Below are 24,066 nucleotides of genomic sequence, written 5' to 3' on the forward strand. Positions count from 1 at the left end.
CGGGCTACGGCCCGTACGGCTTCGGTCAGGACCGCGGTCCGGCCGTCTGCCGTGTCCGCGAACGCTTCGCGGGCTTCTTACCGCTCTTGGCCGGTCCGTTGTCGTCCTGCTTGTGCGCGGCAGCCGTGGCCAGCAACTCCTCGGCGTGTGCTCGTCCCGTTTCCGTCGACTCGAGCCCTGCGAGCATCCGAGCGAGCTCGGCGACCCGACGCTCGTCGGTCACCATTCGCACGTCGCTTCGCGTGACGCCGCCCTGCGAAGCCTTGTCCACCACCCAGTGTCGGTCGGCGTAGGCGGCCACCTGCGGCAGGTGGGTCACGACCACGACCTGGTGTGTCCGGGCGAGCCGGGCGAGTCGACGCCCGATCTCCACCGCGGCACGTCCCCCCACTCCCGCGTCCACCTCGTCGAAAACCAGGGTCGGCACCGTGTCGGCGCCGGCGAGCACGACCTCCAGACCGAGCATCACTCGCGAGAGCTCACCACCGGATGCTCCCTTGTGGATCGGCAGCGACGGAGCGCCCGAATGCGCCGCGAGCCGCAGTTCGACCTCGTCGGTACCGTCCGGGCCCGCATGCAAGGCGCGGCCGTCGACGTGCAACGCCGCCTCGGTCTCGCGTTCGGCCTCTTTCGGCTGCACTCCGACCTCGACCCGGGCTTGAGCCATCGCGAGACCCTCCAGCTCCGCGGTGACCGCGGTGGCGAGCCTGCCCGCCGCCGCACGCCGTTGCTCGGACAACGAGGCCGCCAGTCCGGACAGCCTTTCCGCCAACTCGTCGCGGCGTGCGGCGAGGGCCGCGAGGGCTTCCTCCGAGGTGTCCATTCGGGACAGTCGATCCCGCGCCTGCGCAGCCCAGTCCAGAACGCCGTCGACGTCCGCCGCGTACTTCTTGGTGAGCTGCTTCAGATCCGCCTGTCGCGCGAGAACGTGCTCCAGACGAGACGGGTCCGCGTCGAGGCCGTCGAGATAGGCACCGAGTTCGGCCCCCACGTCGGACAGGACCGCCGCCGCTTCCTCCAGGCGCGGCTCCAGGTCTCGCAAAGCCGGGTCTTCCGCCGTGGCCAGCTTGCGACGCGCCTCACCAACCAAGCCCAGGGCGCCGGGCACGTCCGGGTCCCCGTCCGGCGACCCGTTCACGGCAGTGTGCGCACCGGTCGCCGTGTCGCGCAGCTGGTCGGCGTCGGCCAGCCGTCGTGCCTCGTCGACGAGTTCCCGGTCTTCTCCCGGCTCGGGCGCAGCCGCCTCGATCTCGGCGAGACCGTGTCGCAGCAAATCGGCCTCGCGCGCGAGTTCACGCGAGCGTTCCGTGCGCTCCTTCCATTCCCGCGCCGCGTCGATCCACTCGCCCCGGACCCGTTGATAGTCACGCAGCACCGCGAGCACCGGCTCGCCTGCGAACCGGTCGAGCACCGCCCGCTGCTCACCACCGCGCAACAGGCGCAGCTGGTCGTTCTGCCCGTGCACCGCCAGAAGCTGTTCGGACAGGTCCGAGAGCACCGCGTTCGGCACCGACCGCCCGCCGAGGTGGGAGCGGGAACGCCCATCGGAGTTCACGGTTCGCAGCGCGATGAGACTGCCGTCGTCGTCCGGTTCGGCCCCTGCCTCCGCGGCCACGGTGCCCGCAGGAGTGTCCTGTACTGCCTCGAATCGTCCTTCCACGAGCGCGCGCGAGACGTCGTTGCGCACCTTCGACGCGTCCGCTCGTCCCCCACCGAGCAGGTGCAACCCGGTGACCACCATGGTCTTACCCGCACCGGTCTCACCGGTGACAACGGTCAGCCCGGTGTCGAGTTCGAGAGTCGCGTCGTCGATGACGCCCAAGCCCTGGATGTGCATCTCCGCCAACACACCCCGCACCCTAGCGTCACACAGCACCGGACTGGTCGACATCGAACCGATCAAGTGTTCGAAAGGAGATCCGTTCGTCATCCACGCCCGGGCGTGCCGCCGTCGTCTCCCCCACCGGGAGCCGGGGCGGCTGTCCCGGCACAGGAGCTCTCACCAGTGCAGGAACCTGGATGCCGACGGCGGTCGGTTCGCGACTCTCGTCGGTCCTTCGAACCCGCCGCCGGTGTCCGACACGCCGCACTGGCGTGTCCGACCACACCGTCACTCCGCAGACGGCCCACGCCAGCCTTGCACCGGGAGTTCGAACTTCCGCACGAGTCGATCAGTGAACGGCGTGTCGTAGAGCCGGACGAGACGCACCGGGGTTCCACCCGCGGTGACCTCGATCCGCACACCCGGCGGCAGATCGAAATGTCGTTGGCCATCACAGCACAGCACCGCTTCGTGGCCGTGCTGATCGACCTCGAGTGCCACCAGCGAGTCGCGGGCCACGACCAGCGGTCGGGCGAACAAGGCGTGGGCGTTGCTGGGCAGCACCACGAGCGCCTGCACCTCGGGCCACACCACAGGTCCACCTGCCGAGAAGGCGTACGCGGTGGAACCGGTGGGGGTCGAACACAGCACGCCGTCACAGCCGAAAGCCGACACCGGATGCTCGTCGACCTCGACCACCACGTCGAGAATGCGTTCCCGGCTGCTCTTCTCGACACTGGCCTCGTTGAGCGCCCACGTCCTCGCCAAGACTTCTCCGTCCAGCCAGGCCGTGACGTCGATCGTCATCCGTTCCTCGACGTGATAGACCCCCCGCACCACGGCGCCGACGGCGTCGTCGAGGTCGTCCGAGTCGGCACCGGCAAGGAACCCGACCCGGCCGAGATTCACCCCGAAGACCGGGACGCCGGCCATGCGGGCCAACTCGGCGGCGCGCAGGATCGTGCCGTCGCCGCCCAGCGCGAACACCAGCTCGGTACCGTCTGCAGCCTCCGTATCGGCGGTCACCACCTCGCTGAAGCAGTGCGCCTCGATCTCCGGAGCCTCCTCGTCCAGTACCCGGACGAGAAGGCCGGCATCGATCAGCTGACCGGCGACCTTCTCGGCCGTCCTCAGGTTGTGCTGGCGGCCCGTGTGGACGACCAACAGCACCGCGCGTCTCACTGCGTGCCTCCCGCGCTCTGTTCGGTCACCACGGACCCACTCTTGTCTTGTGGTCCGGCACGCACGGCCTCGCGCACGCGCCGCCGACTCTCGTCACGAGAACTCTGCTCACCGGCGCGCAACCACGCGAAGTACTCGACGTTGCCGGACGGGCCCGGCAACGGGCTCGCCACCACGCCGTGGACCCCGAAATCCCCGCTCTGCGCGTGTTCGAGGACATCGAGCACGACCTCGGCACGCAAGTCGGCATCACGTACGACACCACCGGATCCGAGGCGGTCCTTGCCGACCTCGAATTGCGGCTTGATCATCGGCAACACGTCGGCTCCGGTCTCCACGCACGCGGACAGCGCGGGCAGGACGAGGCGTAGCGAGATGAACGACAGATCCGCGACCACGAGACCCACCGGGCCACCGATGATCTCCGGGGTCAACGAGCGGACGTTCGTGCGATCGTGGATCCGCACCCGTTCGTCGGTCTGCAACTTCCACGCCAGCTGTCCGTACCCGACGTCCACGGCAACGACCTCGTGTACGCCCCGCCGCAGAAGCGCGTCGGTGAAACCGCCGGTGGAAGCGCCTGCGTCCAGGCACCGGCGACCGGTGACGTCGAGACCGTCGGCTTCGAAGACCTCCAACGCACCGACCAGCTTGTGCGCCCCTCGTGAGGCCCATTTCGGATCGTCGCGATCCTCGGTGACGAGGACAGGAGCGTCGATCTCCACCGCGGTCGCCGCTTTCCGCGCTATCATGCCGCGGACGGTCACGCGCCCGGCGGCGACGAGTTCGGACGCGTGTTCCCGCGACCGGGCGAGCCCTCGCCGCACCAGCTCGGCATCCAACCGCGCCCGTCGTGGCACCGCTCAGCTCCCGCCGTGGGGCCCGGACTGGTGGTTCTCGGTCCGGCCGAGCGCCTCTGTCAGGGCCGTGTGGGCCGTGTCGAACCGCTTGACGTGGTCGGCAACGGGGAGCTCGTCGAGTCCGCGCAGTCCCTCAAGTGCCGAGTCGATCGCCTGCTCCGCTGCACTGCCGTCGTCGGGCGCGTTCCGCCGCGCCAACATCGACGGTTTCGGGGCCGTCACGGACGGAGTCGACTCCGCCTCACCATGTGACTCCGTCCCGGTCACTGACTCTGCACTGCCGTGCGACGAGGTCATGCGCTTCCGCTCCCCTTGGTCTCCCCCACACTCGGTGACTGTCTCCACGCTATCGGACGGGTGTGCCGCGTGCGCGCACCTGGCATCGGTCAGGCCAACCCGAGTTCGTAGAGTACCGATTTCGCCGTCGCGTCCGTGCCGACGACGTCCACCCGGCCCTCGCCCGTCGCCCACCATGCGGCGCAGAGCGCTCGCAACGCAGCGAGCGGGTCGGCGTCGTCCTGCGCCGTGGAACTACCGAGTTCCACCACGGACTCCGCGCATCGCACTGTCCAGGCTTCGGACCCGCGGATCTCGGTCGCGGCCGCGGGTTCGGTCACCGCCCGCACGTCCGCGCCGATTCGGTCCGGACGCTGCTCCGATGCGGCGGTGAGTACGTCCCGCGGGGTCCCGACACCGGTCAGCACGAACAGTGACGGCATGCCGTACGCGACAGCGCCTGCGATGTCGGTGTCCAACCGGTCGCCCACCATGAGCGGGCGTTCCGCACCACTCGAAGCGACCGCACGTCGTAGCAACGGCACCTGCGGTTTGCCCGCGAACTCCGGTTCACGTCCGCTGGCGGTCCGGAGAGCATCGACCATCGCGCCGTTGCCGGGCAGCTCGCCGCGTTCCGTAGGCAAGGTGCGGTCGCCGTTACTGGCGATCCAGAGTGCTCCGAACCGCAGCGCCAGGCAGGCCTCGGCAAGATCCGCCCATCCCGTCGTCGGGGAATGTCCTTGCACCACCGCGACCGGCTCGTCCTCGAAGCGGCGGACCGGAGTGAGACCGACTCCGGCGACCTCGTCGGCGAACGCCGCACTGCCGATCACCAGGACGGCCGCTGCCGGCGGCACCGACTCGGCGACCATCGCAGCGGCCGCCTGCGCGCTCGTGCTGATCTCGTGCGGTTCCGCTGCGAGGCCGAGCGCCCGGAGATGGTCGACGACCTGCGCAGGTGATTTCGACGCGTTGTTCGTGACGAATCGGAGCGCCACGCCGGCCTCACGCGCGCCGGCGAGCGTCTCGGCGGCGGAGCTGACGGCGTCCCCGCCTCGGTAGACGGTGCCGTCGAGGTCGAGCAGCAGGCCGTCGTGGTGATCCAGCAGGCTGTCCGTCACGTCGCCCCGGCACCATCCGAGTCTTCGGTGGCCGAATCGTCGTCGGACCGGGTGGCCGCGCCACCGGACGTGCTGGCCCGAGGGGCTACGTCTCCGTCATCTCCGGCCGTGCCCGCGGCACCTGCTGCCCCACCGTGCGTGCTATTCACGTCGGGGATGTCGTCGACCGGTGCAATCGCTTGCCGCTCCCGCGGCACGTCACCGAGCTCGACCGCAGCAGTGTCATCCTCGTCGTGGACGACCTCGTCCGAACCCTGTTCCGCCGACGCAGCCTGCGCGACGAGATCTTCGGCGACGTCGTGGCCGCCGAGCATCTCCACCAGTTCGTCGAGACGCTCCGCCGCGTCGGTGTCGCCTTCGTCGTCGGCATGGGCGGCGTGCACGAACCAGGTGAACGCTTCCTGCACGCGATCCGCGGCCAGAAGATTGTCCGCGTAAGCATAGAACAGGCGGGCGCTCCACGGATCCTGACGTTGCGGATCGAGCTCCGGGATCTGCAGTCCGACCACCGCGGCATCGATCTCGCCGAGGTCGCGTCGAACCCCCGCGGCGACCATCCGCAGCTCGACGGCCTCCTCGCCGACGAGTTCGGCCGCTTCGGGGCTGCGGGACAGTTCCAACGCCCGCTCGGGCCGCCCGAGCGCACGTTCGCAGTCGATCATGAGCGCGAGGTGGCCGGCGCCACCGGCCATACGACGTGCCGCACGAAGCTCGGCCAAAGCCTCGCTCCATTCGCCGGAGGCATAGGCGGTCAGGCCGTTCGCTTCCCGCACGGCCCACACACGCGAGGCGCAGCGCCGCGCGAACCGCGCATGGACGAGGGCGCGCTGTGGCTCCTCGTCGATCAACGTGCCTGCCGCCACGATGTGGCTGGCGACCTTGTCCGCGAGGCTCTTCGGCATACTGCGCAGCTCACGACGGATATCGCCGTCGAGTTCCTTCGGATCGATCTCCTCCGGCAACTCGGGCTCCTGCGGCTTCGAGGAGACCGTATCGCCCGCACCCTCCCGCGGGCGCTTCCGTTCGTCGTCTCGTGGCCGACCGCCTCGGTCGTCACGCCTGTCACGGTGTTTGCGGTCGTGCCCCGGCTGAGAGCTCCGGTGGTGGTCGCTCCGCGCGTTCTCGCGACGACCGTCCCGGTTCCGTTCGTCGCGTCCTCCGGAGAAACGCGGCTTGTCACGCCGGACGTCGCGCCGAGGGCCTTGATCGTCGTCGCGCCGGTGATCACGACGGTCACCGGCCCGGTCGTCACGCCGGTTGTCGTCGAACCGCGACCGATCATCACGGCGCGGCCCGTCGAACTTGCGATTCCGACCACCACGGTCGTCCCGGCCACCCTGGAACCGAGAACGATCACCCCGGTCGTCGGAACGCCCGCCACGATCGTCCCGGCGCCCACGTTCGTCAGGACGTCCCTTGCCGTCGCGACGGAAGCCCCGGTCCTGACCCCGTCCCCTGTCGTCCCGACGGCCTTTGTCGCCACGACGTTCCTGATCACCACGGTCGCGCCGGTCGTCGCGCCGGGGGCGTTGATCGTCGTCGCGCCGGTGATCACGACGGTCACCGGCCCGGTCGTCACGCCGGTTGTCGTCGAACCGCGACCGATCATCACGGCGCGGCCCGTCGAACTTGCGATTCCGACCACCACGGTCGTCCCGGCCACCCTGGAACCGAGAACGATCACCCCGGTCGTCGGAACGCCCGCCACGATCGTCCCGGCGTCCGCCTTCGTCACGACGCCCCCTGTCGTCGCGGCGGAAGCCTCGATCGTCACCGCCTCGGCCGCGCTGCTGGCCGTCTCCACCGCGGCCTTTTCCCTGCTCGTCGGAGCCGCGGCCTTGTCGAAATCCACCGCCGCGATCTTCTCGCCCACCTGGACGACCGTCGCCGGATCGACCGCCGGACCGGCGACCGCCCTCGGCGCCAGCGTCGGCGCGGCGATCACGTCGGAATCCACCACGCCTGTCGTCGGAACCGGACACCGGACCTCCTGAGCACTGTGAAACTTGCTATCTGACCAGCATAAACCCACCAGCTTCAGCCGGTGGGAGCGCCTCCGCACACCGGGAAATGGTGACGCCGAAGCTGTAGTGCGTCCCTACAAGTCGGAGGGGCTGGCCGTGGTGGCCAGCCCCTCCGTGTGGGTGGAATGTCGGCGGTGTCCTACTCTCCCACACCCTGTCGGGTGCAGTACCATCGGCGCTGGAGGGCTTAGCTTCCGGGTTCGGGATGGGTCCGGGCGTTTCCCGCTCCGCTATCGCCACCGACACACTCAACACCACCCCCGGCAACCCCACACGGGTGGGGGGTGGAAGTCTTGATGTGTTGTGCGTATTCAACTGTGCCGAGCCCCCGGTTCCACACGTGTGTGTGGTGGGGGTGGTTGTTGTTTCAGATACCGTATAGTGGATGCAAGATCGCGTGGTTGTCGCGTGTGTTTGTGGTGTGGTTGTGGTAAGTCCTCGGCCTATTAGTACCCGTCCACTCCGCCCATTACTGGGTGTCCATGTCGGGCCTATCAACCCACTGATCTGGTGGGGGCCTTAACCCACAACGGGGTGGGAGACCTCATCTGGGAACGGGCTTCCCGCTTAGATGCTTTCAGCGGTTATCCCTTCCGAACGTAGCCAACCAGCCGTGCCCCTGGCGGGACAACTGGCACACCAGAGGTCCGTCCGTCCCGGTCCTCTCGTACTAGGGACAGCCTTCCGCAAGTCTCCTACGCGCGCGGCGGATAGGGACCGAACTGTCTCACGACGTTCTAAACCCAGCTCGCGTGCCGCTTTAATGGGCGAACAGCCCAACCCTTGGGACCAACTCCAGCCCCAGGATGCGACGAGCCGACATCGAGGTGCCAAACCATCCCGTCGATATGGACTCTTGGGGAAGATCAGCCTGTTATCCCCGGGGTACCTTTTATCCGTTGAGCGACACCGCTTCCACCAGCCAGTGCCGGATCACTAGTCCCTGCTTTCGCACCTGCTCGACCCGTCAGTCTCACAGTCAAGCTCCCTTATACACTTACACTCAACACCTGATTGCCAACCAGGCTGAGGGAACCTTTGGGCGCCTCCGTTACCCTTTAGGAGGCAACCGCCCCAGTTAAACTACCCACCAGGCACTGTCCCTGAACCCGATCAGGGCCCGAGGTTGAGATGCCCGGAACGACCAGAGTGGTATTTCAACAACGACTCCACACCCACTAGCGTGAACGCTTCACAGTCTCCCACCTATCCTACACAAGCCGAACCAAACACCAATACCAAGCTATAGTAAAGGTCCCGGGGTCTTTCCGTCCTGCCGCGCGAAACGAGCATCTTTACTCGTATTGCAATTTCACCGGGCCTGTGGTCGAGACAGCGGAGAAGTCGTTACGCCATTCGTGCAGGTCGGAACTTACCCGACAAGGAATTTCGCTACCTTAGGATGGTTATAGTTACCACCGCCGTTTACTGGCGCTTAAATTCTCCGCTTCACCACCCAAAGATGGTTAACGGGTCCTCTTAACGTTCCAGCACCGGGCAGGCGTCAGTCCGTATACCTCGTCTTACGACTTCGCACGGACCTGTGTTTTTAGTAAACAGTCGCTTCTCCCTGGTCTCTGCGGCCACACCCAGCTCCCCACGCACGGTGGATCACCAGACATGGCCCCCCTTCTCCCGAAGTTACGGGGGCATTTTGCCGAGTTCCTTAACCACAGTTCACCCGACCGCCTCGGTATTCTCTACCTGACCACCTGTGTCGGTTTCGGGTACGGGCCGTGCACACACATCGCTAGAGGCTTTTCTCGACAGCACGGGATCACCCACTTCACCACCACGGCTACGCCTCACCTCTCACCCACACGCTGCCCGGATTTCCCTGGACAACGGGCTACAGGCTTACACCGGTACTACCACTCACCGGCAGGGCTACCCTCCTGCGTCACCCCATCACTTGACTACTACCCACTCAGGTCCCACGCACCACCAACCAGGATCCGAAGACCCCCGTCAGCAGCGGGTGGTTAGTCTCACGGGACTCGCCATGGGCGCGTGCACACGGGTACGGGAATATCAACCCGTTCTCCATCGACTACGCCTGTCGGCCTCGCCTTAGGCCCCGACTCACCCTGGGCGGACGAACCTGCCCCAGGAACCCTTGGTCATCCGGCGGCAGAGATTCTCACTCTGCTCTCGCTACTCATGCCTGCATTCTCACTCCCACACCCTCCACACCCCCTCACAGAGATGCTTCACCGGATACAGGACGCTCCCCTACCCACCCACACACAGTGTGAGCGACACGGCTTCGGCGGTGTACTTCAGCCCCGCTACATTGTCGGCGCAGGACCACTTGACCAGTGAGCTATTACGCACTCTTTCAAGGATGGCTGCTTCTAAGCCAACCTCCTGGTTGTCTCTGCGATCCCACATCCTTTCCCACTAAGCACACACTTCGGGGCCTTAGCCGGTGTTCTGGGCTGTTTCCCTCTCGACGACGAAGCTTTTCCCCCGCCGTCTCACTGCCACGCTCCACCACAGGCGTATTCGGAGTTTGGCTGACGTCAGTAACCCGTAAAGGCCCATCAACCAACCAGTGCTCTACCCCACCCGGGCACCACGCAACGCTGCACCTAAATGCATTTCGGGGAGAACCAGCTATCACGAAGTTTGATTGGCCTTTCACCCCTACCCACAGCTCATCCCCCAGGTTTTCAACCCTGGTGGGTTCGGGCCTCCACACGGTCTTACCCGCGCTTCACCCTGGCCATGGGTAGATCACTCCGCTTCGGGTCTGCACCACGCGACTCCAACGCCCTCTTCAGACTCGCTTTCGCTCCGGCTACCCCACCCGGGTTAACCTCGCCACGCAGCAGCAACTCGCAGGCTCATTCTTCAAAAGGCACGCCATCACCACCACCCCAACAGGGGCAGCCACAGCTCTGACGGATTGCAGGCACACGGTTTCAGGAACTCTTTCACTCCCCTCCCGGGGTACTTTTCACCATTCCCTCACGGTACTCTCCACTATCGGTCACCAGGCAGTATTCAGGCTTAACGGGTGGTCCCGCCAGATTCACAGCGCCCTCCACGGAAACACTGCTACTCGGGCACGCCATCACACACACCACGCAGATTTTCGCCTACGGGACTCTCACCCACTCCGGCCAGGCATCCCAACCTGTTCAACTAACCCACGCAGCCACGCTGAAGGGCCGGCAGACCCCTCCAACAACGCCCCACAACCCCGCACACGCAACCCCTGCCGGGTCTCCCACATGCACGGTTTAGCCAACCTCCGCTTTCGCTCGCCACTACTCACGGAATCACAATTGTTTTCTCTTCCTACGGGTACTAAGATGTTTCACTTCCCCGCGTATACCCCCCACACCCTATACATTCAGATGCAGGTAACCCGACATCACTCGGGCTGGGTTTCCCCATTCGGACATCCTCGGATCACAGCTCGGTTGACAACTCCCCGAGGCATATCGCAGCCTCCCACGTCCTTCATCGGCCCCTGGTACCTAGGCATCCACCGTGTGCCCAATACAACTTACACACAAACCAGAAACACAAGACAAAAACAAGATGCTCGCATCCACTATACAGTTCTCAAACAACAACCAGACAACACACACCCGTGTGTTCCCTCAAAACCCAACAGTGCACCGACATCACGACCAACCCCACCCACAACACGAGCAGAACCAGCCGACCAGTGATTAGCGTTTCCACAACTCTTCGAGCACACCCACCACACGGAACATCCGCCCATGCACAGCAGGCACACCCCACACCCAGCACAGCCACACACGCAACACGCACGCAACCACACCAGACATGGACACGATGTTTGCTCCTTAGAAAGGAGGTGATCCAGCCGCACCTTCCGGTACGGCTACCTTGTTACGACTTCGTCCCAATCGCCGGTCCCACCTTCGACCACTCCCCCCGGACAACCGGTTGGGCCATGAGCTTCGGGTGTTACCGACTTTCGTGACGTGACGGGCGGTGTGTACAAGGCCCGGGAACGTATTCACCGCAGCACTGCTGATCTGCGATTACTAGCGACTCCGACTTCACGAGGTCGAGTTGCAGACCCCGATCCGAACTGAGACCAGCTTTATGGGATTCGCTCCACCTCACAGTATCGCCACCCATTGTACCGGCCATTGTAGCATGTGTGAAGCCCTGGACATAAGGGGCATGATGACTTGACGTCATCCCCACCTTCCTCCGAGTTGACCCCGGCAGTCTCCCGCGAGTCCCCACCATCATGTGCTGGCAACACGGGATAAGGGTTGCGCTCGTTGCGGGACTTAACCCAACATCTCACGACACGAGCTGACGACAGCCATGCACCACCTGTACACCAACCACAAGGGAAACCATGTCTCCACGGCAATCTGGTGCATGTCAAACCCAGGTAAGGTTCTTCGCGTTGCATCGAATTAATCCACATGCTCCGCCGCTTGTGCGGGCCCCCGTCAATTCCTTTGAGTTTTAGCCTTGCGGCCGTACTCCCCAGGCGGGGCGCTTAATGCGTTAGCTACGGCACGGAAACCGTGGAAACAGTCCCCACACCTAGCGCCCAACGTTTACGGCGTGGACTACCAGGGTATCTAATCCTGTTCGCTCCCCACGCTTTCGCTCCTCAGCGTCAGTATCGGCCCAGAGACCCGCCTTCGCCACCGGTGTTCCTCCTGATATCTGCGCATTTCACCGCTACACCAGGAATTCCAGTCTCCCCTACCGAACTCAAGTCTGCCCGTATCGACCGCACGCCCACCGTTAAGCGGCAGGTTTTCACGGCCGACGCGACAAACCGCCTACGAGCTCTTTACGCCCAATAAATCCGGACAACGCTCGCACCCTACGTATTACCGCGGCTGCTGGCACGTAGTTAGCCGGTGCTTCTTCTACACCTACCGTCAAAACCCCACAACAGGGCCCCTTCGTCGATGTCGAAAGAGGTTTACAACCCGAAGGCCGTCATCCCCCACGCGGCGTTGCTGCGTCAGGCTTTCGCCCATTGCGCAAGATTCCCCACTGCTGCCTCCCGTAGGAGTCTGGGCCGTGTCTCAGTCCCAGTGTGACCGGTCACCCTCTCAGGCCGGCTACCCGTCGTCGCCTTGGTAGGCCACTACCCCACCAACAAGCTGATAGGCCGCGGGCTCATCCCATACCGCCGGAACTTTCCACCCACCCCCATGCGAGGACAGGTCCTATCCGGTATTAGACCCCGTTTCCAAGGCTTATCCCGAAGTACAGGGCAGATTACCCACGTGTTACTCACCCGTTCGCCACTCATCCACCCCCGAAAGGGCTTCAGCGTTCGACTTGCATGTGTTAAGCACGCCGCCAGCGTTCGTCCTGAGCCAGGATCAAACTCTCCAACAAGGATCATTCAAAACCTGACCAACAAAAACAGTTGGCACAAAAACAAAACCACCCAACCCACACAACGCAGGCCAGGCAGCCAAACCACCAACCACAAAACATCGGCACACTGTTGAGATCTCAAAGAACACACGCACAACCCAGCAACCCCACAACAAGGCCACCAAGCAAGCGTCATCGTTATCGCGTCCGGAACACTTCCGCGTTCCGTTCTGGCTCCACCCTAACCCACACGGATCTCAGCGACTCACCGGGGGGCCACCCGACCCGATCGGGCCGGAACCTCACCCGACGAACCACATCGGGGAACCACATACAACTATTATCAAACCCCACCCGCGCCACAACCACCGACACATCGGCAGCCACACTGCGAGGCAAGGAAACACGGACCGCTACTCCAGCACCACAACCGTGCCACCTTCACGATCCCCAACACCCGGTCCGAACCCGGCCCGTTCCGTGCTGACTTCATCGAAGTTACGCGCCGGTGGACGCCACGTCAAATCACGCTTCACCGGCGTCGAAAACGAGTTTTGTGCAGCTCACGAACCGTTTTCGTCGTCGACCGCAGCCTAGTTCACGGCCTTGATCCCCGCAGTGTGTCGCTTGCCACGCCGAACCACCAGCCATTCGCCGTGCAGCAGATCGTCGGTGCTCGGCGTCCAGCTCTCATCGGTGATCTTGACGTTGTTGACGTACGCGCCGCCCTCCTTGATCGTGCGGCGGGCGGCACCGTTGCTGGTTGCGAGACCGGACTCCACGAGCAGCGTCACGATCGTCGTCGAGTCGCTCAGGGCCACTTCCCCGGTCGGTGCCTCCCCCATCGCCGCCCGCAGCGTAGAGGCGTCCAGGTCCGCGAGCTCGCCACGACCGAAGAGGGCCTGGCTCGCGGCCACGACCTGTCGCGTCTGACGTTCGCCGTGCACAAGCGTGGTGAGCTCCTCGGCGAGCCGCCGCGCCGCGGCACGAAGCTGCGGCTTCTCGATCGTGCTCTGCTCGAGCTCTGCGATCTCCTCGGCACCGAGGAAGGTGAACAACCGCAGGTATCGTCCGACGTCGGCGTCGGCGGTGTTCACGAAGTACTGGTACCAGGCGTACGGCGACGTCATCTCCGGGTCGAGCCAGACACTGCCGCCACCAGTGGACTTGCCGAACTTCCGCCCCTCGGCGTCGGTGACCAACGGGTGGGTGATCGCGTGCGCGACCACGGATTCCTGCCGCCGCAAGAGATCGACTCCGGCCACGATGTTGCCCCATTGGTCCGAACCGCCGAGTTGCAGGCGTGCGCCGTACTTGCGGTAGAGCTGCACGTAATCATTGGCCTGCAACAGCATGTAGCTGAACTCGGTGTAGGACATCCCGTCGGTTTCGAGACGACGCTTCACCGTCTCCCTCGAGAGCATCGTGTTGAGGGAGAAGTGCTTGCCGATGTCCCGGAGGAACGCGGTCACCGGCAGGTTCGCCGTCCAGTCCGCGTTGTTGACCATGATCGCGCCGGTCCTTGGATCGTCGAAGTCGAGAAACTTCTCCAGCTGCGATCCGACCCCGTCGGTCCACTCCCGAACGGTGTCCTCGTCGTGCAGGTTGCGCTCCCCCACGTCCCGGGGGTCACCGATGAGTCCGGTGGCGCCTCCCGCGAGCGCGATCGGACGGTGTCCCGCCCGCTGCAGGCGGCGCAACGCGAGCATCGGCACGAGGTGGCCGGCGTGCAGGCTGGGAGCGGTCGGGTCGAAGCCGCCGTAGAACGTGAGCGGGCCCTCGTCGAGGTCGGCGCGCAGTGCGTCGAGGTCGGTGGACTGCGCGATCAGACCGCGCCAGGACAGCTCGTCAAGGATGTGCTCACTCACGAGTCCAGTTTGGCGCATACACTCCAGCGGGCGTCACCCCAGGTCCCGGACCCGCACCCGCCCACCGCGGCGGTAGGTGCTCACCGCCGGGGAACCCGCGACCCACAACCGCCACGGGAAGTCCTGGGCCGTCGCCACTCCGACTCGCGGGCCGGTGCGCACGTCGTGTTCGTCGACGGTGGTCCCGGTCAGCAACCGGATCGAGGAGCCCGGGGCGGTGAGGTCGGTGCCATTGTGCTCCCGCGTGATCCCCAGTGCGCCGGCAAGTTTGGCGGGTCCGTCGGCGAGCTGGGTGTCCTTACGTGCGGCCGGGCGGCGCTTGCGGGCGAGGTCGACACCGTCCAGGACTTCGCCGGCCCGAAGCAGCACCGCGCCGGGTTCGTCGTCGGTGAGCGTCACCACGTTGATGCAGAAGTGCATGCCGTAGACGAAGTACACGTACAGGTGCCCGGCAGGCCCGAACATAACGGCGTTGCGCTCGGTCCGGCCGCGATAGCAGTGTGACGCCGGGTCGTCGTATCCCCGGTAGGCCTCGACCTCGACGACACGCAGGCGCACGGTCCCCTCGGGCGTGTCCGAGGCGATCTCGCTGCCGAGAAGGTCGCGGGCGACCCGCAGCGGGTCGTGGGCGAGGTCCGGCCGGGTCACGATGCTCACGGCGCGCACCGTACCGGCGTCAGTCGCCGAACCGGGCTCGGTGGTCGCGCACGGCCGAGCGCACGCGGTCGAGCTGTTCGGCGACCCGCGGCGCAGCCGTGCCGCCGTGAGCATCGCGAGAGGCGATCGAGCCCGCGACAGTGAGGACGTCCCGAACTTCCGGGGTCAGAGCCGGGTGTACGCCGGCGAGTTCGGTGTCGGTGAGCTCGTCGAGCCCGACGTCGCCTCGTTCGGCGAGCCGCACGCATTCACCGGAGGCCTCGTGCGCGACGCGGAACGGGACACCTCGGCGAACGAGCCACTCGGCGATGTCGGTGGCCAGCGTGAATCCGGCCGGTGCGAGCTCGGCGAGCCGTCCCGTGTGGAACGTCAGCGTGCCCATCATGCCCGTCATCGCGGGCAGCAGAAGTTCGAGATGCTCGACGGAGTCGAACACCGGCTGCTTGTCCTCCTGCAGATCCCGGTTGTAGGCGAGCGGCTGCGCCTTCAGAGTGGCGAGCAGTCCGGTGAGGTTTCCGATCATGGTGCCGGATTTGCCGCGCGCGAGTTCGGCGACGTCGGGATTCTTCTTCTGTGGCATGATGGAACTGCCGGTGGCCCACGCGTCGTCCAGCGTGACGTAGCCGAACTCGGCGGTGTTCCAGATGACGACTTCCTCGGCGATCCGGGAGAGGTTCACTCCCAGCATCGCGAAGCAGAACGCCGACTCCGCTGCGAAGTCGCGGCTGGAGGTACCGTCGATGGAGTTGTCCACGGCCGCGTCGAACCCGAGTTCTTCGGCCACGGCTTGCGGATCGAGCCCGAGCGACGATCCGGCGAGCGCGCCCGAGCCGTACGGCGAGTAGGCGGTGCGGGCGTCCCAGTCGCGCAACCGCGCGACGTCACGCAGCAGCGCCTGGCAGTGCGCGAGCAGATGGTGCGCGAGCAGGACCGGTTGCGCGTGCTGGAGGTGTGTCCGCCCTGGCAGGACGGTGTCGGGGTGTGCGGCGGCTTGCGAGGTGAGTGCTTCGACCACGTCGAGGACTCCGGTGGCCACGCGGCCAGTGGCGTCCCGCAGCCACATGCGGAACAGCGTCGCGACCTGGTCGTTACGGGAGCGGCCTGCTCGCAGTTTGCCACCGAGGTCGGCTCCGACCCGTTCGAGCAGACCCCGTTCGAGCGCGGTGTGGACGTCTTCGTCGTCGAGAACCGGCTGGAACGCACCGGATTCGACGTCGCCGGCGAGGACGTCGAGCCCGTCGTGCATGCGTTGGAGTTCGTCGTCGGTAAGCAGCCCAGCATGGTGGAGCACCCGTGCGTGCGCTCGCGATCCCGCGATGTCGTACGGAGCGAGTCGCCAGTCGACGTGCGTGGACAGACTCAGTCGCGCCATCGCCTCGGCAGGCCCCGACGCGAACCGTCCACCCCACAACTTGGTCGACCCCGACCCATCCTGCTCGGTCACAACATCCCCTTCACACAACGACAACCGATACTCACGACACCCGGGGCGCAGACACCCGGACCATCGTCTGGAAATCGGCGAACCCGATTCCCTCCACCCACACCATCCGGCACCGCTGCGGGTTCTCAGGGCGTCTTCTCGCGAGGACAGTGCCTTCGCAGCGTAGGCCGCTACTCAAGAAGGCACTCCCGCAGCGAGAAGACGCCCTGAGGTTCCGCCACTCGCACCGGGCGAACCGACCAAGAACGAAACCGCACCCGGCAGCGCAGACCAGCCAGACGATCAGACCAGCCGAAACCTCAACTCCCGAGATCCCGCTTCGCGGCGATCTTGGAGGGGAGTCCCCACAACTGCACGAACCCCTTCGCCAACCCCTGGTCGAAGGTGTCCCCTTCGTCGTAGGTGGCGAGGTTGAAGTCGTACAGCGACGCGTCGCTCCTGCGGCCGTTGACGACGGCGCGTCCGCCGTGCAGCGTCATCCGGATCTCGCCGGAGACGTGCTGTTGCGAGTCGGCGACGAAGGAGTCGAGCGCGTTCTTCAGCGGGGAGAACCAGAGCCCGTCGTAGACGAGTTCGCCCCAGCGTTGGGCGACGGTCCGCTTGAACCGGGCGAGATCACGTTCGAGCGTGACGTCTTCGAGTTCCTGGTGTGCGGTGATGAGCGCGAGCGCACCGGGTGCTTCGTAGACCTCGCGGCTCTTGATGCCCACGAGGCGGTCTTCGACCATGTCGAGCCTGCCGACGCCCTGGTTGCCGGCACGCTGGTTGAGCTGCTGGATGGCTTGCAGCACGGTGACCGTCTCACCGTCGATGGCCACCGGCACGCCCTTGTCGAAGGTGATGACGACTTCGTCGGGATCACGGGGCTGCGACGGGTCCTGGGTGTAGGAGTAGACGTCCTCGATGGGCGCGTTCCAGATGTCTTCGAGGAAGCCGGTTTCGACGGCGCGTCCCCACACGTTCTGGTCGATGGAGTACGGGGACTTCTTGTTGACGTCGATGGGCAGGTCGCGGTCCTCGGCCCAGGCGATCGCCTTCTCCCGGGTCCATGCGAAGTCGCGGACGGGTGCGATGACCTTGAGATCGGGTGCGAGGGCGCCGATGCCGACCTCGAACCGCACCTGGTCGTTGCCCTTGCCGGTGCAGCCGTGCGAGACGGTCGTGGCGCCGGTCTGGGCGGCGGCGTCGGTGAGGTGCTTGACGATCAGCGGCCGGGACAAGGCCGAGACCAACGGATAGCGGTCCATGTAGAGGGCGTTGGTCTGGAGTGCCGGCAGGCAGTACTGCTCGGCGTATTCGTCGCGGGCGTCGGCGACGACGGCTTCGACCGCACCGCAGTCGAGGGCCCGTTTGCGGACCTCTTCGAGGTCTTCGCCGCCCTGGCCGACGTCGACGGCGACGGCGACGACCTCGGCGCCGGTTTCCTCGGCGATCCATCCGATGGCCACGGAGGTGTCGAGGCCGCCGGAGTAGGCGAGTACGACCCGCTCACTCATGATTGTGCTCCTTTGCGTCTGTTGTGGACCACGCGTTCTCGCTGACGAGCGAGGCGGTCCGGGTACCTGCGGATGCCGGTCCGCTCAGCCGGTCTGTTCGTCCGCTTCGGGTCTTCGTTCGCCCGCGGCCATCGCGGTGAACCGTTCGGCGAGGTCGAGGCCGGTGAGCGGTTCGCGGGCGACGACCATGAGCGTGTCGTCGCCTGCGATGGTGCCGACCACCTCCAGCAGTGCCGCCCGGTCGATGGCGCTGGCGAGGAATTGTGCGGCTCCGGGTGGGGTGCGCAGGACGGTGATGTTGCCGGAACCGTCCGAGCCGACGAGGAGTTCGGCGAGCAGGCGGGTGAGCCGGGAGGTACCTCCCTGGATACCGCGCACGGGGCTACCGTCCTCGGGGACGACGTAGACGGCCGCTCCCCCGTCGGCGCCGCGGAGTTTCACGGCTCCGAGTTCGTCGAGGTCGCGGGACAGGGTCGCCTGCGTGACGTCGATGCCGTCGTCGGCCAGCAACTTCGCGAGTTCGGTCTGGCTGCGAACGGCCATGCTGGAGACGAGGTCGACGATCCGCGCCTGGCGGGCCGCCCGGGTGGTGGTCACGGCTGCATCACCCATGCCAGCAGTGCTTTCTGGGCGTGCAGCCGATTCTCGGCTTCGTCGAAGACGGCACTGGCGGGGCCGTCGAGGACCTCGTCGGTGATCTCCCGCCCGCGGTGGGCGGGAAGGCAGTGCAGCACGAAGGTTCCCGGTTTTCCCGTGGCGGCGAGGAGTTCGGTGTTGACCTGGTAAGGCTGGAACGGTGCGAGCCGGTCCTTGCCGTCGTTCTCCTGGCCCATCGAGGTCCAGGAGTCGGTGACGAGCACGTCGGCGCCGTCGACGCAGCCGCGCGGATCGGTCAGCACCTGCACCGAGCCGCCGGTCTCGGTCGCGCGCGCGTTCGCCGCGTCGAGGACCCATTGTTCCGGTGCGAATCCCTGCGGCGCACCGATACGGACGTGCATCCCCGCGGTGGCGCCGCCGACGAGCAACGAGTGCGCCATGTTGTTGGCACCGTCGCCGAGGTAGGTCAGGGTGAGCCCGGCGAGGTGCCCGCACCGTTCGCGGATCGTCTGCAGGTCGGCGAGCACCTGGCACGGGTGGAACTCGTTGGTGAGCGCGTTGATCACCGGGACGTCGGAACCGGCGGCCATCGCCTCGATCCGTGCCTGGGCGAAGGTCCGCCAGACGACGGCGTCGACGTAGCGACCGAGGACCCGGGCGGTGTCCTCGATGGTCTCTTCGCGGCCGAGCTGCATCGTGCGTCCGTCGACGATGACGGGGTGGCCGCCGAGCTGCGCGATGCCGACCTCGAACGACAGCCGGGTGCGGGTGGAGACCTTCTCGAACAGGACCGCGACCGAGCGGGGTCCGGCGAGCACGGGGTTGCCGTGCGGGTTCTTCTTGAACTCGTCGGCGAGGTCGAGGATCGCGGTCTGTTCCTCGGGGGTCAGGTCGTCGTCGCGCAGGAAGTGGCGCAGCATCAGGTGTTCACCTCGGCGGGGACGGGCAGCAGCTCGGGCAGGTGCTCGACGAAGCTCTGCACCTGTCGGGGGTGCAGGATCAGCGGTGGTGCCAGCCGGACCGTGGTCGGGTTGACGGCGTTGACGAGATAGCCCGCGCGTTGCGCGTTCGCCACCACCTGCGGGGCCACGGCTTGGGCGAGTCCGATCCCGATGAGGAGTCCGGCGCCACGCAGGTGGGTGATCTGGGGATGAGCGAGCCGTTGGACGGCGTCGACGAGGTTCTTGCCGGTGGTGTCCGCGTGTTCCAGCAGCCCGTCGTCGGCGATCGTGTGCAGCACGGCACTGGCGGCGGCGCAGGCGACCGGGTTGCCGCCGAAAGTGGTGCCGTGCTGGCCGGGGCCGAACAGCGTCGCGGCATCGCCCAGGGTCAGGCACGCCCCGAGCGAGAGTCCGCCGCCGAGGCCCTTGGCGAGAGTCACGATGTCGGGCACGATTCCGCACCGTTGGAAGGCGAACCAGTGGCCCGTGCGGCCAATGCCCGTCTGCACCTCGTCGAGGACGAGCAGCGCTCCGGTCTTCGACGCGAGCGCCCGTGCCTGTTGGAGGTAGCTTTCCGGAGGCACGACGACGCCGTTCTCGCCCTGGATGGGTTCGAGCACGATCGCGGCGGTGTCGCTGTCCACTTCGGACTCGAGCGCGGAGATGTCACCGTAGGGGACGTGGACGACTCCGTGCGGCAGCGGTTCGAACGGTGCCTGCTTGCTCGGCTGCCCGGTGAGGGCGAGCGCGCCCATGGTACGTCCGTGGAACCCACCTTCGGTGGCCACGACCTTCGCCCGGCCGGTGAGCCGGGCGAGCTTGAATGCCGTCTCGTTGGCCTCGGCGCCGGAGTTGCAGAACAGCACCCGCCCGTTCCCGCGGGCGCCGAGCAGGTCGAGGAGTTCCTCGGCCAGGCGTAGTCCGGGTTCGTGCGCGTAGAAGTTCGAGACGTGTCCGAGCCGTCCGATCTGGTCGGTCACCGCCTGCACGACAGCCGGATGCGCGTGTCCGAGTGCGTTGACGGCGATGCCGCCGACGAGGTCGAGGTAGGTCCTGCCGTCGGCGTCGGTGACCTCGCACCCGGAACCTCGCACCAGTGTGAGCTGCGGAGTCCCGTAGTTGTCCATCATGGACTCCTGCCAGCGCTTCACTCCGGCGACGTTGCCTGCCGCAGGCATGCTGCTCATGAGGTTTCGCCTTCCGTCCGTTCGGTTCGAGCATCGGGCAGCACCATGGTGCCGACGCCGGCACTGGTGAACACTTCGAGCAGGACCGAGTGCGCGAGCCTGCCGTCGATGACGTGCGCCTGCGGGACTCCGCCCCGGACCGCGCGCAGGCACGACTCCATCTTCGGGATCATCCCGGAATCCAGCGTCGGAAGCAGTTCCGCGAGGCGGCGTTCGGCGATCTGGGAGACCAGGGAGGATCGGTCGGGCCAGTCGGTGTAGAGCCCCTCGACGTCGGTGAGCACCACGAGTTTCTGCGCGCCGAGAGCGGTCGCGAGCGCTCCGGCGGCCGTGTCGGCGTTGACGTTGTGCACCACGCCGTCCGCGTCCGGGGCCACAGTGGACACGACAGGGATGCGACCGCCCGCGATCAGGTCGACCACGGCGTCCGGGTTGACCGACACGACGTCGCCGACGAGACCGATGTCAACGGCCTCACCGTCCACGGTGGCGCCACGCCGTTGCGCGGTGAACAGGTGCGCGTCCTCGCCGGACATGCCGACGGCGTGCGGGCCGTGCTGGTTGATCAGGCCGACGAGTTCGCGGCCGACCTGACCGACGAGCACCATGCGCACGACGTCCATCGTCTCCGGTGTCGTGACCCGGAGTCCGCCGCGGAACTCACCCGGCATGTCGAGGCGTTCCAGCATCGAGCTGATCTGCGGGCCGCCGCCGTGCACGACGACCGGGTGCAGACCGGCGAGTCGCAGGAACACCATGTCCTCGGCGAAGGCACGCTTGAGGTTCTCGTCGATCATCGCGTTGCCGCCGTACTTGACGACCACGGTCGCACCGTGGAACCGGCGCAACCACGGCAGCGCCTCGACGAGCACGCGGGCCTTCTCACCGGCGACGGCGAGCCGCTCGGCGGGGTCGGCGTTCGCCGGCTCCGTCAACTGGTTGCGGTCACTCGTACCGGTCATGACGAGTACGCGCTGTTCTCTTCGACGTAGGCGTGCGAGAGGTCGGTGGACAGGATGGTGGCCTGCTCGGCGCCGAGGTGCAGGTCGATCACGATCTCGATGTCCCGACCGGTGAGGTCCGCGTCGGACCGATCGGCCTGCGGCGCACCGTCGGCGTAGAGCGAGACACCGTTGGTGAGGATCTCCATCCGGTCGACGTCGATCTTCGCGTCGGCGCGGCCGAGTGCCATCGCGATCCGTCCCCAGTTCGGGTCGGAGCCGAACAGCGCCGTCTTGACCAGGTTGTCTTCCGCGATGACACGTCCGATGTGGACTGCTTCCTGCTCGCTGACGGCACCGCGAACCGTGATGTCGACGGCTTTGGTCGCACCTTCGGCATCCGCCTGCAACTGCCGGACGAGACCCTGCGACGCTTCGCGGAGACCAGCGGCCAGCTCGTCCTCCGTGATCCGTACACCCGACGCTCCGGAGGCGAGCACGAGTACCGTGTCGTTGGTGGACGTGCCCCCGTCCACGTCGAGCCGACCGAACGTGACCCGCGTGGCCGACCGCAACGCACTGTCCAGGACGGCGCCCTCCACCACCGCGTCGGTGGTCAGCACCGCGAGCATCGTGGCCATGTTCGGGGCCAGCATCCCGGCGCCCTTGGCAAAGCCCCCGACGGACCACCCCTGCCGCTGGAGATGCACTTGCTTGGGACGGCTGTCGGTGGTCAGAACGGCCTCCGCGGCGTTCTCGGCGTCCTGGTCGTGGCCACCGAGCGCATTCGCCGCACTGTCCACGCCGGACAGCACGGCGTCCATGGGCAACCGTTCACCGATGAGACCGGTGGAGCACACGGCGACCTCGATCGCTCCACACCCGAGGGCCTGTCCGACTTTCTCGGCCGTGGCGTGCGCATCCTGGAACCCGCCGCTGCCGGTGCAGGCGTTCGCGCCGCCGGAGTTGAGCACGACCGCCCGTAGTCGCCGCTGGGTCAGCACTTGCTGCGACCACAACACCGGCGCGGCCTTGACCTTGTTGGTGGTGAACACGCCTGCCGCCGCGTCGAGTGGTCCGTCGTTGACGACCAGTGCGAGGTCGCGCGCGCCGGAACCCTTGATCGCGGCGGCCACACCCGCCGCCCGGAACCCGGCCGGTCCGGTCACGCCCATCGCTACTCCTCGTTCGGGGGCTTCGCTCTTGTCGCTCACGGCGCGAGCCCGGCGACCGGGAGGCCGGCGGTCTCGTCGAGGCCAAGCGCGAGGTTCATGCACTGCACCGCTCCCCCGGCGGTGCCCTTGGTCAGATTGTCCTCGGCGCCGACGACCACGAGGCGCCCGGCGTCCCAATCGATGGTGAGCTGCAGGTGCACCGTGTTCGCCCCGACCGTCGCCGAGGTTTGCGGCCAACTCCCCTCGGGCAGCACGTGGACGAACGGCTCGTCGCCGTAGGCCTGGTCGTACACCTTGCGCGCGGCTTCGGCGTCCACCCCGTCGCGGACCGGCGCGCTGCACGTGGCGAGGATCCCCCGCGCCATCGGCGCGAGAACCGGGGTGAACGACACCGCGACGTCGCCGCCCGCAGCGGCCGAGAGGTTCTGGATCAGCTCCGGAGTGTGGCGGTGCGCCCCGCCCACTCCGTACACGCTCGCCGATCCCATGACCTCGGCCGAGAGCAGATGCGGCTTGAGCGCACGGCCCGCGCCGGAGGATCCGGTGACGGCGACGACGACGGCTTCGGGCTCGACGATTCCGGCCGCGACCGCGGGAGCCAGCGCCAGCGACGACACGGTCGGGAAACACCCGGGCACCGCGATCCGGTTCGCGCCACGCAGGCCGTCCCGCCCACCCGGGAGTTCGGGGATGCCGTAAGGCCAGGTTCCGGGGTGCTCGCCGCCGTACCAGCGTTCCCACGCGGTCGGGTCGTTGAGCCGATGGTCGGCGCCGCAGTCCACCACGACGACGTCGTCGCCGAGCTCGGCCGCCAAGGCTGCGGAGTGTCCGTGCGGCAGCGCGAGGAACACCACGTCGTGCCCCGCGAGCTCGGTCGCCGCCGTGTCGACGAGCATGCGGTCGGCGAGCGGGACCAGGTTGGGATGGTGCTCACCGAGGGAGCTTCCCGCGTTGCTCCCCGCCGTGAGTGCACCGATTTCGACATCGGGGTGAGCGAGCAGCAGGCGCAGGAGTTCCCCGCCCGCGTACCCACTCGCACCGGCCACCGCCGCTCGCACCGTCATGCGGATGATTATGCACCGTCATGCAACATCAATCAATTCGAGTGCCGGTGTCACACCCCACAGGCAGG

At 66.6% G+C, this 24,066-nt stretch carries 17 protein-coding genes and 3 rRNA genes; 1 reads left to right on the forward strand and 19 read right to left on the reverse strand.

Annotated elements, in window-relative coordinates:
• Window positions 1–25: 25 nt before the first annotated feature.
• From recN to GIY23_RS14610, 6 genes are all read right to left on the reverse strand, one after another.
• Complete coding sequence (gene recN / locus GIY23_RS14585; RefSeq protein WP_187351886.1) at window positions 26–1,849, reverse strand: DNA repair protein RecN; 1,824 nt, start codon at window positions 1,847–1,849, stop codon at window positions 26–28.
• 261 nt (window positions 1,850–2,110) lie between these two features.
• Complete coding sequence (locus tag GIY23_RS14590; RefSeq protein WP_154077164.1) at window positions 2,111–3,004, reverse strand: NAD kinase; 894 nt, start codon at window positions 3,002–3,004, stop codon at window positions 2,111–2,113.
• A complete protein-coding gene (locus tag GIY23_RS14595; RefSeq protein ID WP_154077165.1) occupies window positions 3,001–3,864 on the reverse strand; it encodes a TlyA family RNA methyltransferase in 864 nt (287 codons plus the stop codon). The genes GIY23_RS14590 and GIY23_RS14595 overlap by 4 nt, the downstream gene beginning before the upstream one ends.
• Window positions 3,865–3,867: 3 nt before the next feature.
• Window positions 3,868–4,086 (reverse strand): hypothetical protein, encoded by a 219-nt coding sequence (locus GIY23_RS14600; RefSeq protein WP_407646767.1) that lies wholly within the window; start codon window positions 4,084–4,086, stop codon window positions 3,868–3,870.
• Window positions 4,087–4,250: 164 nt separating this feature from the next.
• Window positions 4,251–5,261, reverse strand: coding sequence for an HAD-IIA family hydrolase (locus GIY23_RS14605; protein WP_154077166.1), 1,011 nt, complete (start codon window positions 5,259–5,261; stop codon window positions 4,251–4,253).
• Entirely contained in the window at window positions 5,258–6,223 is a 966-nt protein-coding gene (locus tag GIY23_RS14610) for a tetratricopeptide repeat protein (RefSeq protein ID WP_228717303.1), read from the reverse strand. Before GIY23_RS14610 ends, GIY23_RS14605 begins: the two co-directional genes overlap by 4 nt.
• 117 nt (window positions 6,224–6,340) lie before the next feature.
• Between GIY23_RS14610 and GIY23_RS14615 the strand changes: the two genes are divergently transcribed.
• The gene (locus GIY23_RS14615) at window positions 6,341–7,255 is read left to right on the forward strand and encodes a hypothetical protein (protein ID WP_154077167.1); all 915 of its coding nucleotides are present in this window, start codon (window positions 6,341–6,343) and stop codon (window positions 7,253–7,255) included.
• A 156-nt stretch (window positions 7,256–7,411) separates the two neighbouring features.
• On the opposite strand, the gene rrf is transcribed toward GIY23_RS14615, so the two are convergent.
• From rrf to argC, 13 genes are all read right to left on the reverse strand, one after another.
• Window positions 7,412–7,529: ribosomal RNA gene (gene rrf / locus GIY23_RS14620) — 5S ribosomal RNA — on the reverse strand.
• Between the two features lie 181 nt (window positions 7,530–7,710).
• Window positions 7,711–10,805, reverse strand: a 23S ribosomal RNA gene (locus GIY23_RS14625).
• A 305-nt stretch (window positions 10,806–11,110) separates the two neighbouring features.
• Window positions 11,111–12,646, reverse strand: a 16S ribosomal RNA gene (locus GIY23_RS14630).
• Together the 16S, 23S and 5S rRNA genes form the textbook arrangement of a ribosomal RNA operon.
• Before the next feature lie 575 nt (window positions 12,647–13,221).
• Window positions 13,222–14,496 carry a tyrosine--tRNA ligase gene (gene tyrS, locus GIY23_RS14635; RefSeq protein WP_154077168.1) on the reverse strand — a complete coding sequence of 425 codons (1,275 nt, stop codon included), beginning with the start codon at window positions 14,494–14,496 and terminating at the stop codon, window positions 13,222–13,224.
• Between the two features lie 33 nt (window positions 14,497–14,529).
• Window positions 14,530–15,153: a DNA-3-methyladenine glycosylase gene (locus GIY23_RS14640; RefSeq protein WP_154077169.1), complete on the reverse strand. Its 624-nt coding sequence runs from the start codon at window positions 15,151–15,153 to the stop codon at window positions 14,530–14,532.
• 19 nt (window positions 15,154–15,172) lie between these two features.
• A complete protein-coding gene (gene argH / locus GIY23_RS14645) occupies window positions 15,173–16,597 on the reverse strand; it encodes an argininosuccinate lyase (RefSeq protein WP_154077170.1) in 1,425 nt (474 codons plus the stop codon).
• A gap of 299 nt (window positions 16,598–16,896) precedes the next feature.
• Entirely contained in the window at window positions 16,897–18,093 is a 1,197-nt protein-coding gene (locus GIY23_RS14650) for an argininosuccinate synthase (protein ID WP_154077171.1), read from the reverse strand.
• 84 nt (window positions 18,094–18,177) lie between these two features.
• Window positions 18,178–18,705: an arginine repressor gene (locus GIY23_RS14655; RefSeq protein WP_407646768.1), complete on the reverse strand. Its 528-nt coding sequence runs from the start codon at window positions 18,703–18,705 to the stop codon at window positions 18,178–18,180.
• Window positions 18,687–19,610 (reverse strand): ornithine carbamoyltransferase, encoded by a 924-nt coding sequence (gene argF, locus GIY23_RS14660; RefSeq protein ID WP_154077173.1) that lies wholly within the window; start codon window positions 19,608–19,610, stop codon window positions 18,687–18,689. The genes GIY23_RS14655 and argF overlap by 19 nt, the downstream gene beginning before the upstream one ends.
• Window positions 19,610–20,818: an acetylornithine transaminase gene (locus GIY23_RS14665; RefSeq protein ID WP_228717304.1), complete on the reverse strand. Its 1,209-nt coding sequence runs from the start codon at window positions 20,816–20,818 to the stop codon at window positions 19,610–19,612. Before GIY23_RS14665 ends, argF begins: the two co-directional genes overlap by 1 nt.
• The gene (gene argB / locus GIY23_RS14670; protein WP_154077174.1) at window positions 20,815–21,780 is read right to left on the reverse strand and encodes an acetylglutamate kinase; all 966 of its coding nucleotides are present in this window, start codon (window positions 21,778–21,780) and stop codon (window positions 20,815–20,817) included. Before argB ends, GIY23_RS14665 begins: the two co-directional genes overlap by 4 nt.
• A complete protein-coding gene (argJ, locus tag GIY23_RS14675) occupies window positions 21,777–22,934 on the reverse strand; it encodes a bifunctional glutamate N-acetyltransferase/amino-acid acetyltransferase ArgJ (RefSeq protein ID WP_154077175.1) in 1,158 nt (385 codons plus the stop codon). The genes argB and argJ overlap by 4 nt, the downstream gene beginning before the upstream one ends.
• A gap of 35 nt (window positions 22,935–22,969) precedes the next feature.
• The gene (gene argC, locus GIY23_RS14680) at window positions 22,970–23,998 is read right to left on the reverse strand and encodes an N-acetyl-gamma-glutamyl-phosphate reductase (protein ID WP_154077176.1); all 1,029 of its coding nucleotides are present in this window, start codon (window positions 23,996–23,998) and stop codon (window positions 22,970–22,972) included.
• Window positions 23,999–24,066 lie beyond the last annotated feature (68 nt).

Origin of the sequence: Allosaccharopolyspora coralli (assembly GCF_009664835.1) — a bacterium.
GTDB lineage: Bacteria > Actinomycetota > Actinomycetes > Mycobacteriales > Pseudonocardiaceae > Allosaccharopolyspora > Allosaccharopolyspora coralli.

Excerpts from the sequence above, each read along its gene's own strand:
- GIY23_RS14650 (WP_154077171.1), bottom strand. The coding sequence starts at position 18,093 with ATGAGTGAGCGGGTCGTACTCGCCTACTCCGGCGGCCTCGACACCTCC.
- GIY23_RS14655 (WP_407646768.1), bottom strand. The coding sequence starts at position 18,705 with ATGGGTGATGCAGCCGTGACCACCACCCGGGCGGCCCGCCAGGCGCGG.
- argF (WP_154077173.1), bottom strand. The coding sequence starts at position 19,610 with ATGCTGCGCCACTTCCTGCGCGACGACGACCTGACCCCCGAGGAACAG.
- GIY23_RS14665 (WP_228717304.1), bottom strand. The coding sequence starts at position 20,818 with ATGAGCAGCATGCCTGCGGCAGGCAACGTCGCCGGAGTGAAGCGCTGG.
- argB (WP_154077174.1), bottom strand. The coding sequence starts at position 21,780 with ATGACCGGTACGAGTGACCGCAACCAGTTGACGGAGCCGGCGAACGCC.
- argJ (WP_154077175.1), bottom strand. The coding sequence starts at position 22,934 with ATGGGCGTGACCGGACCGGCCGGGTTCCGGGCGGCGGGTGTGGCCGCC.
- argC (WP_154077176.1), bottom strand. The coding sequence starts at position 23,998 with ATGACGGTGCGAGCGGCGGTGGCCGGTGCGAGTGGGTACGCGGGCGGG.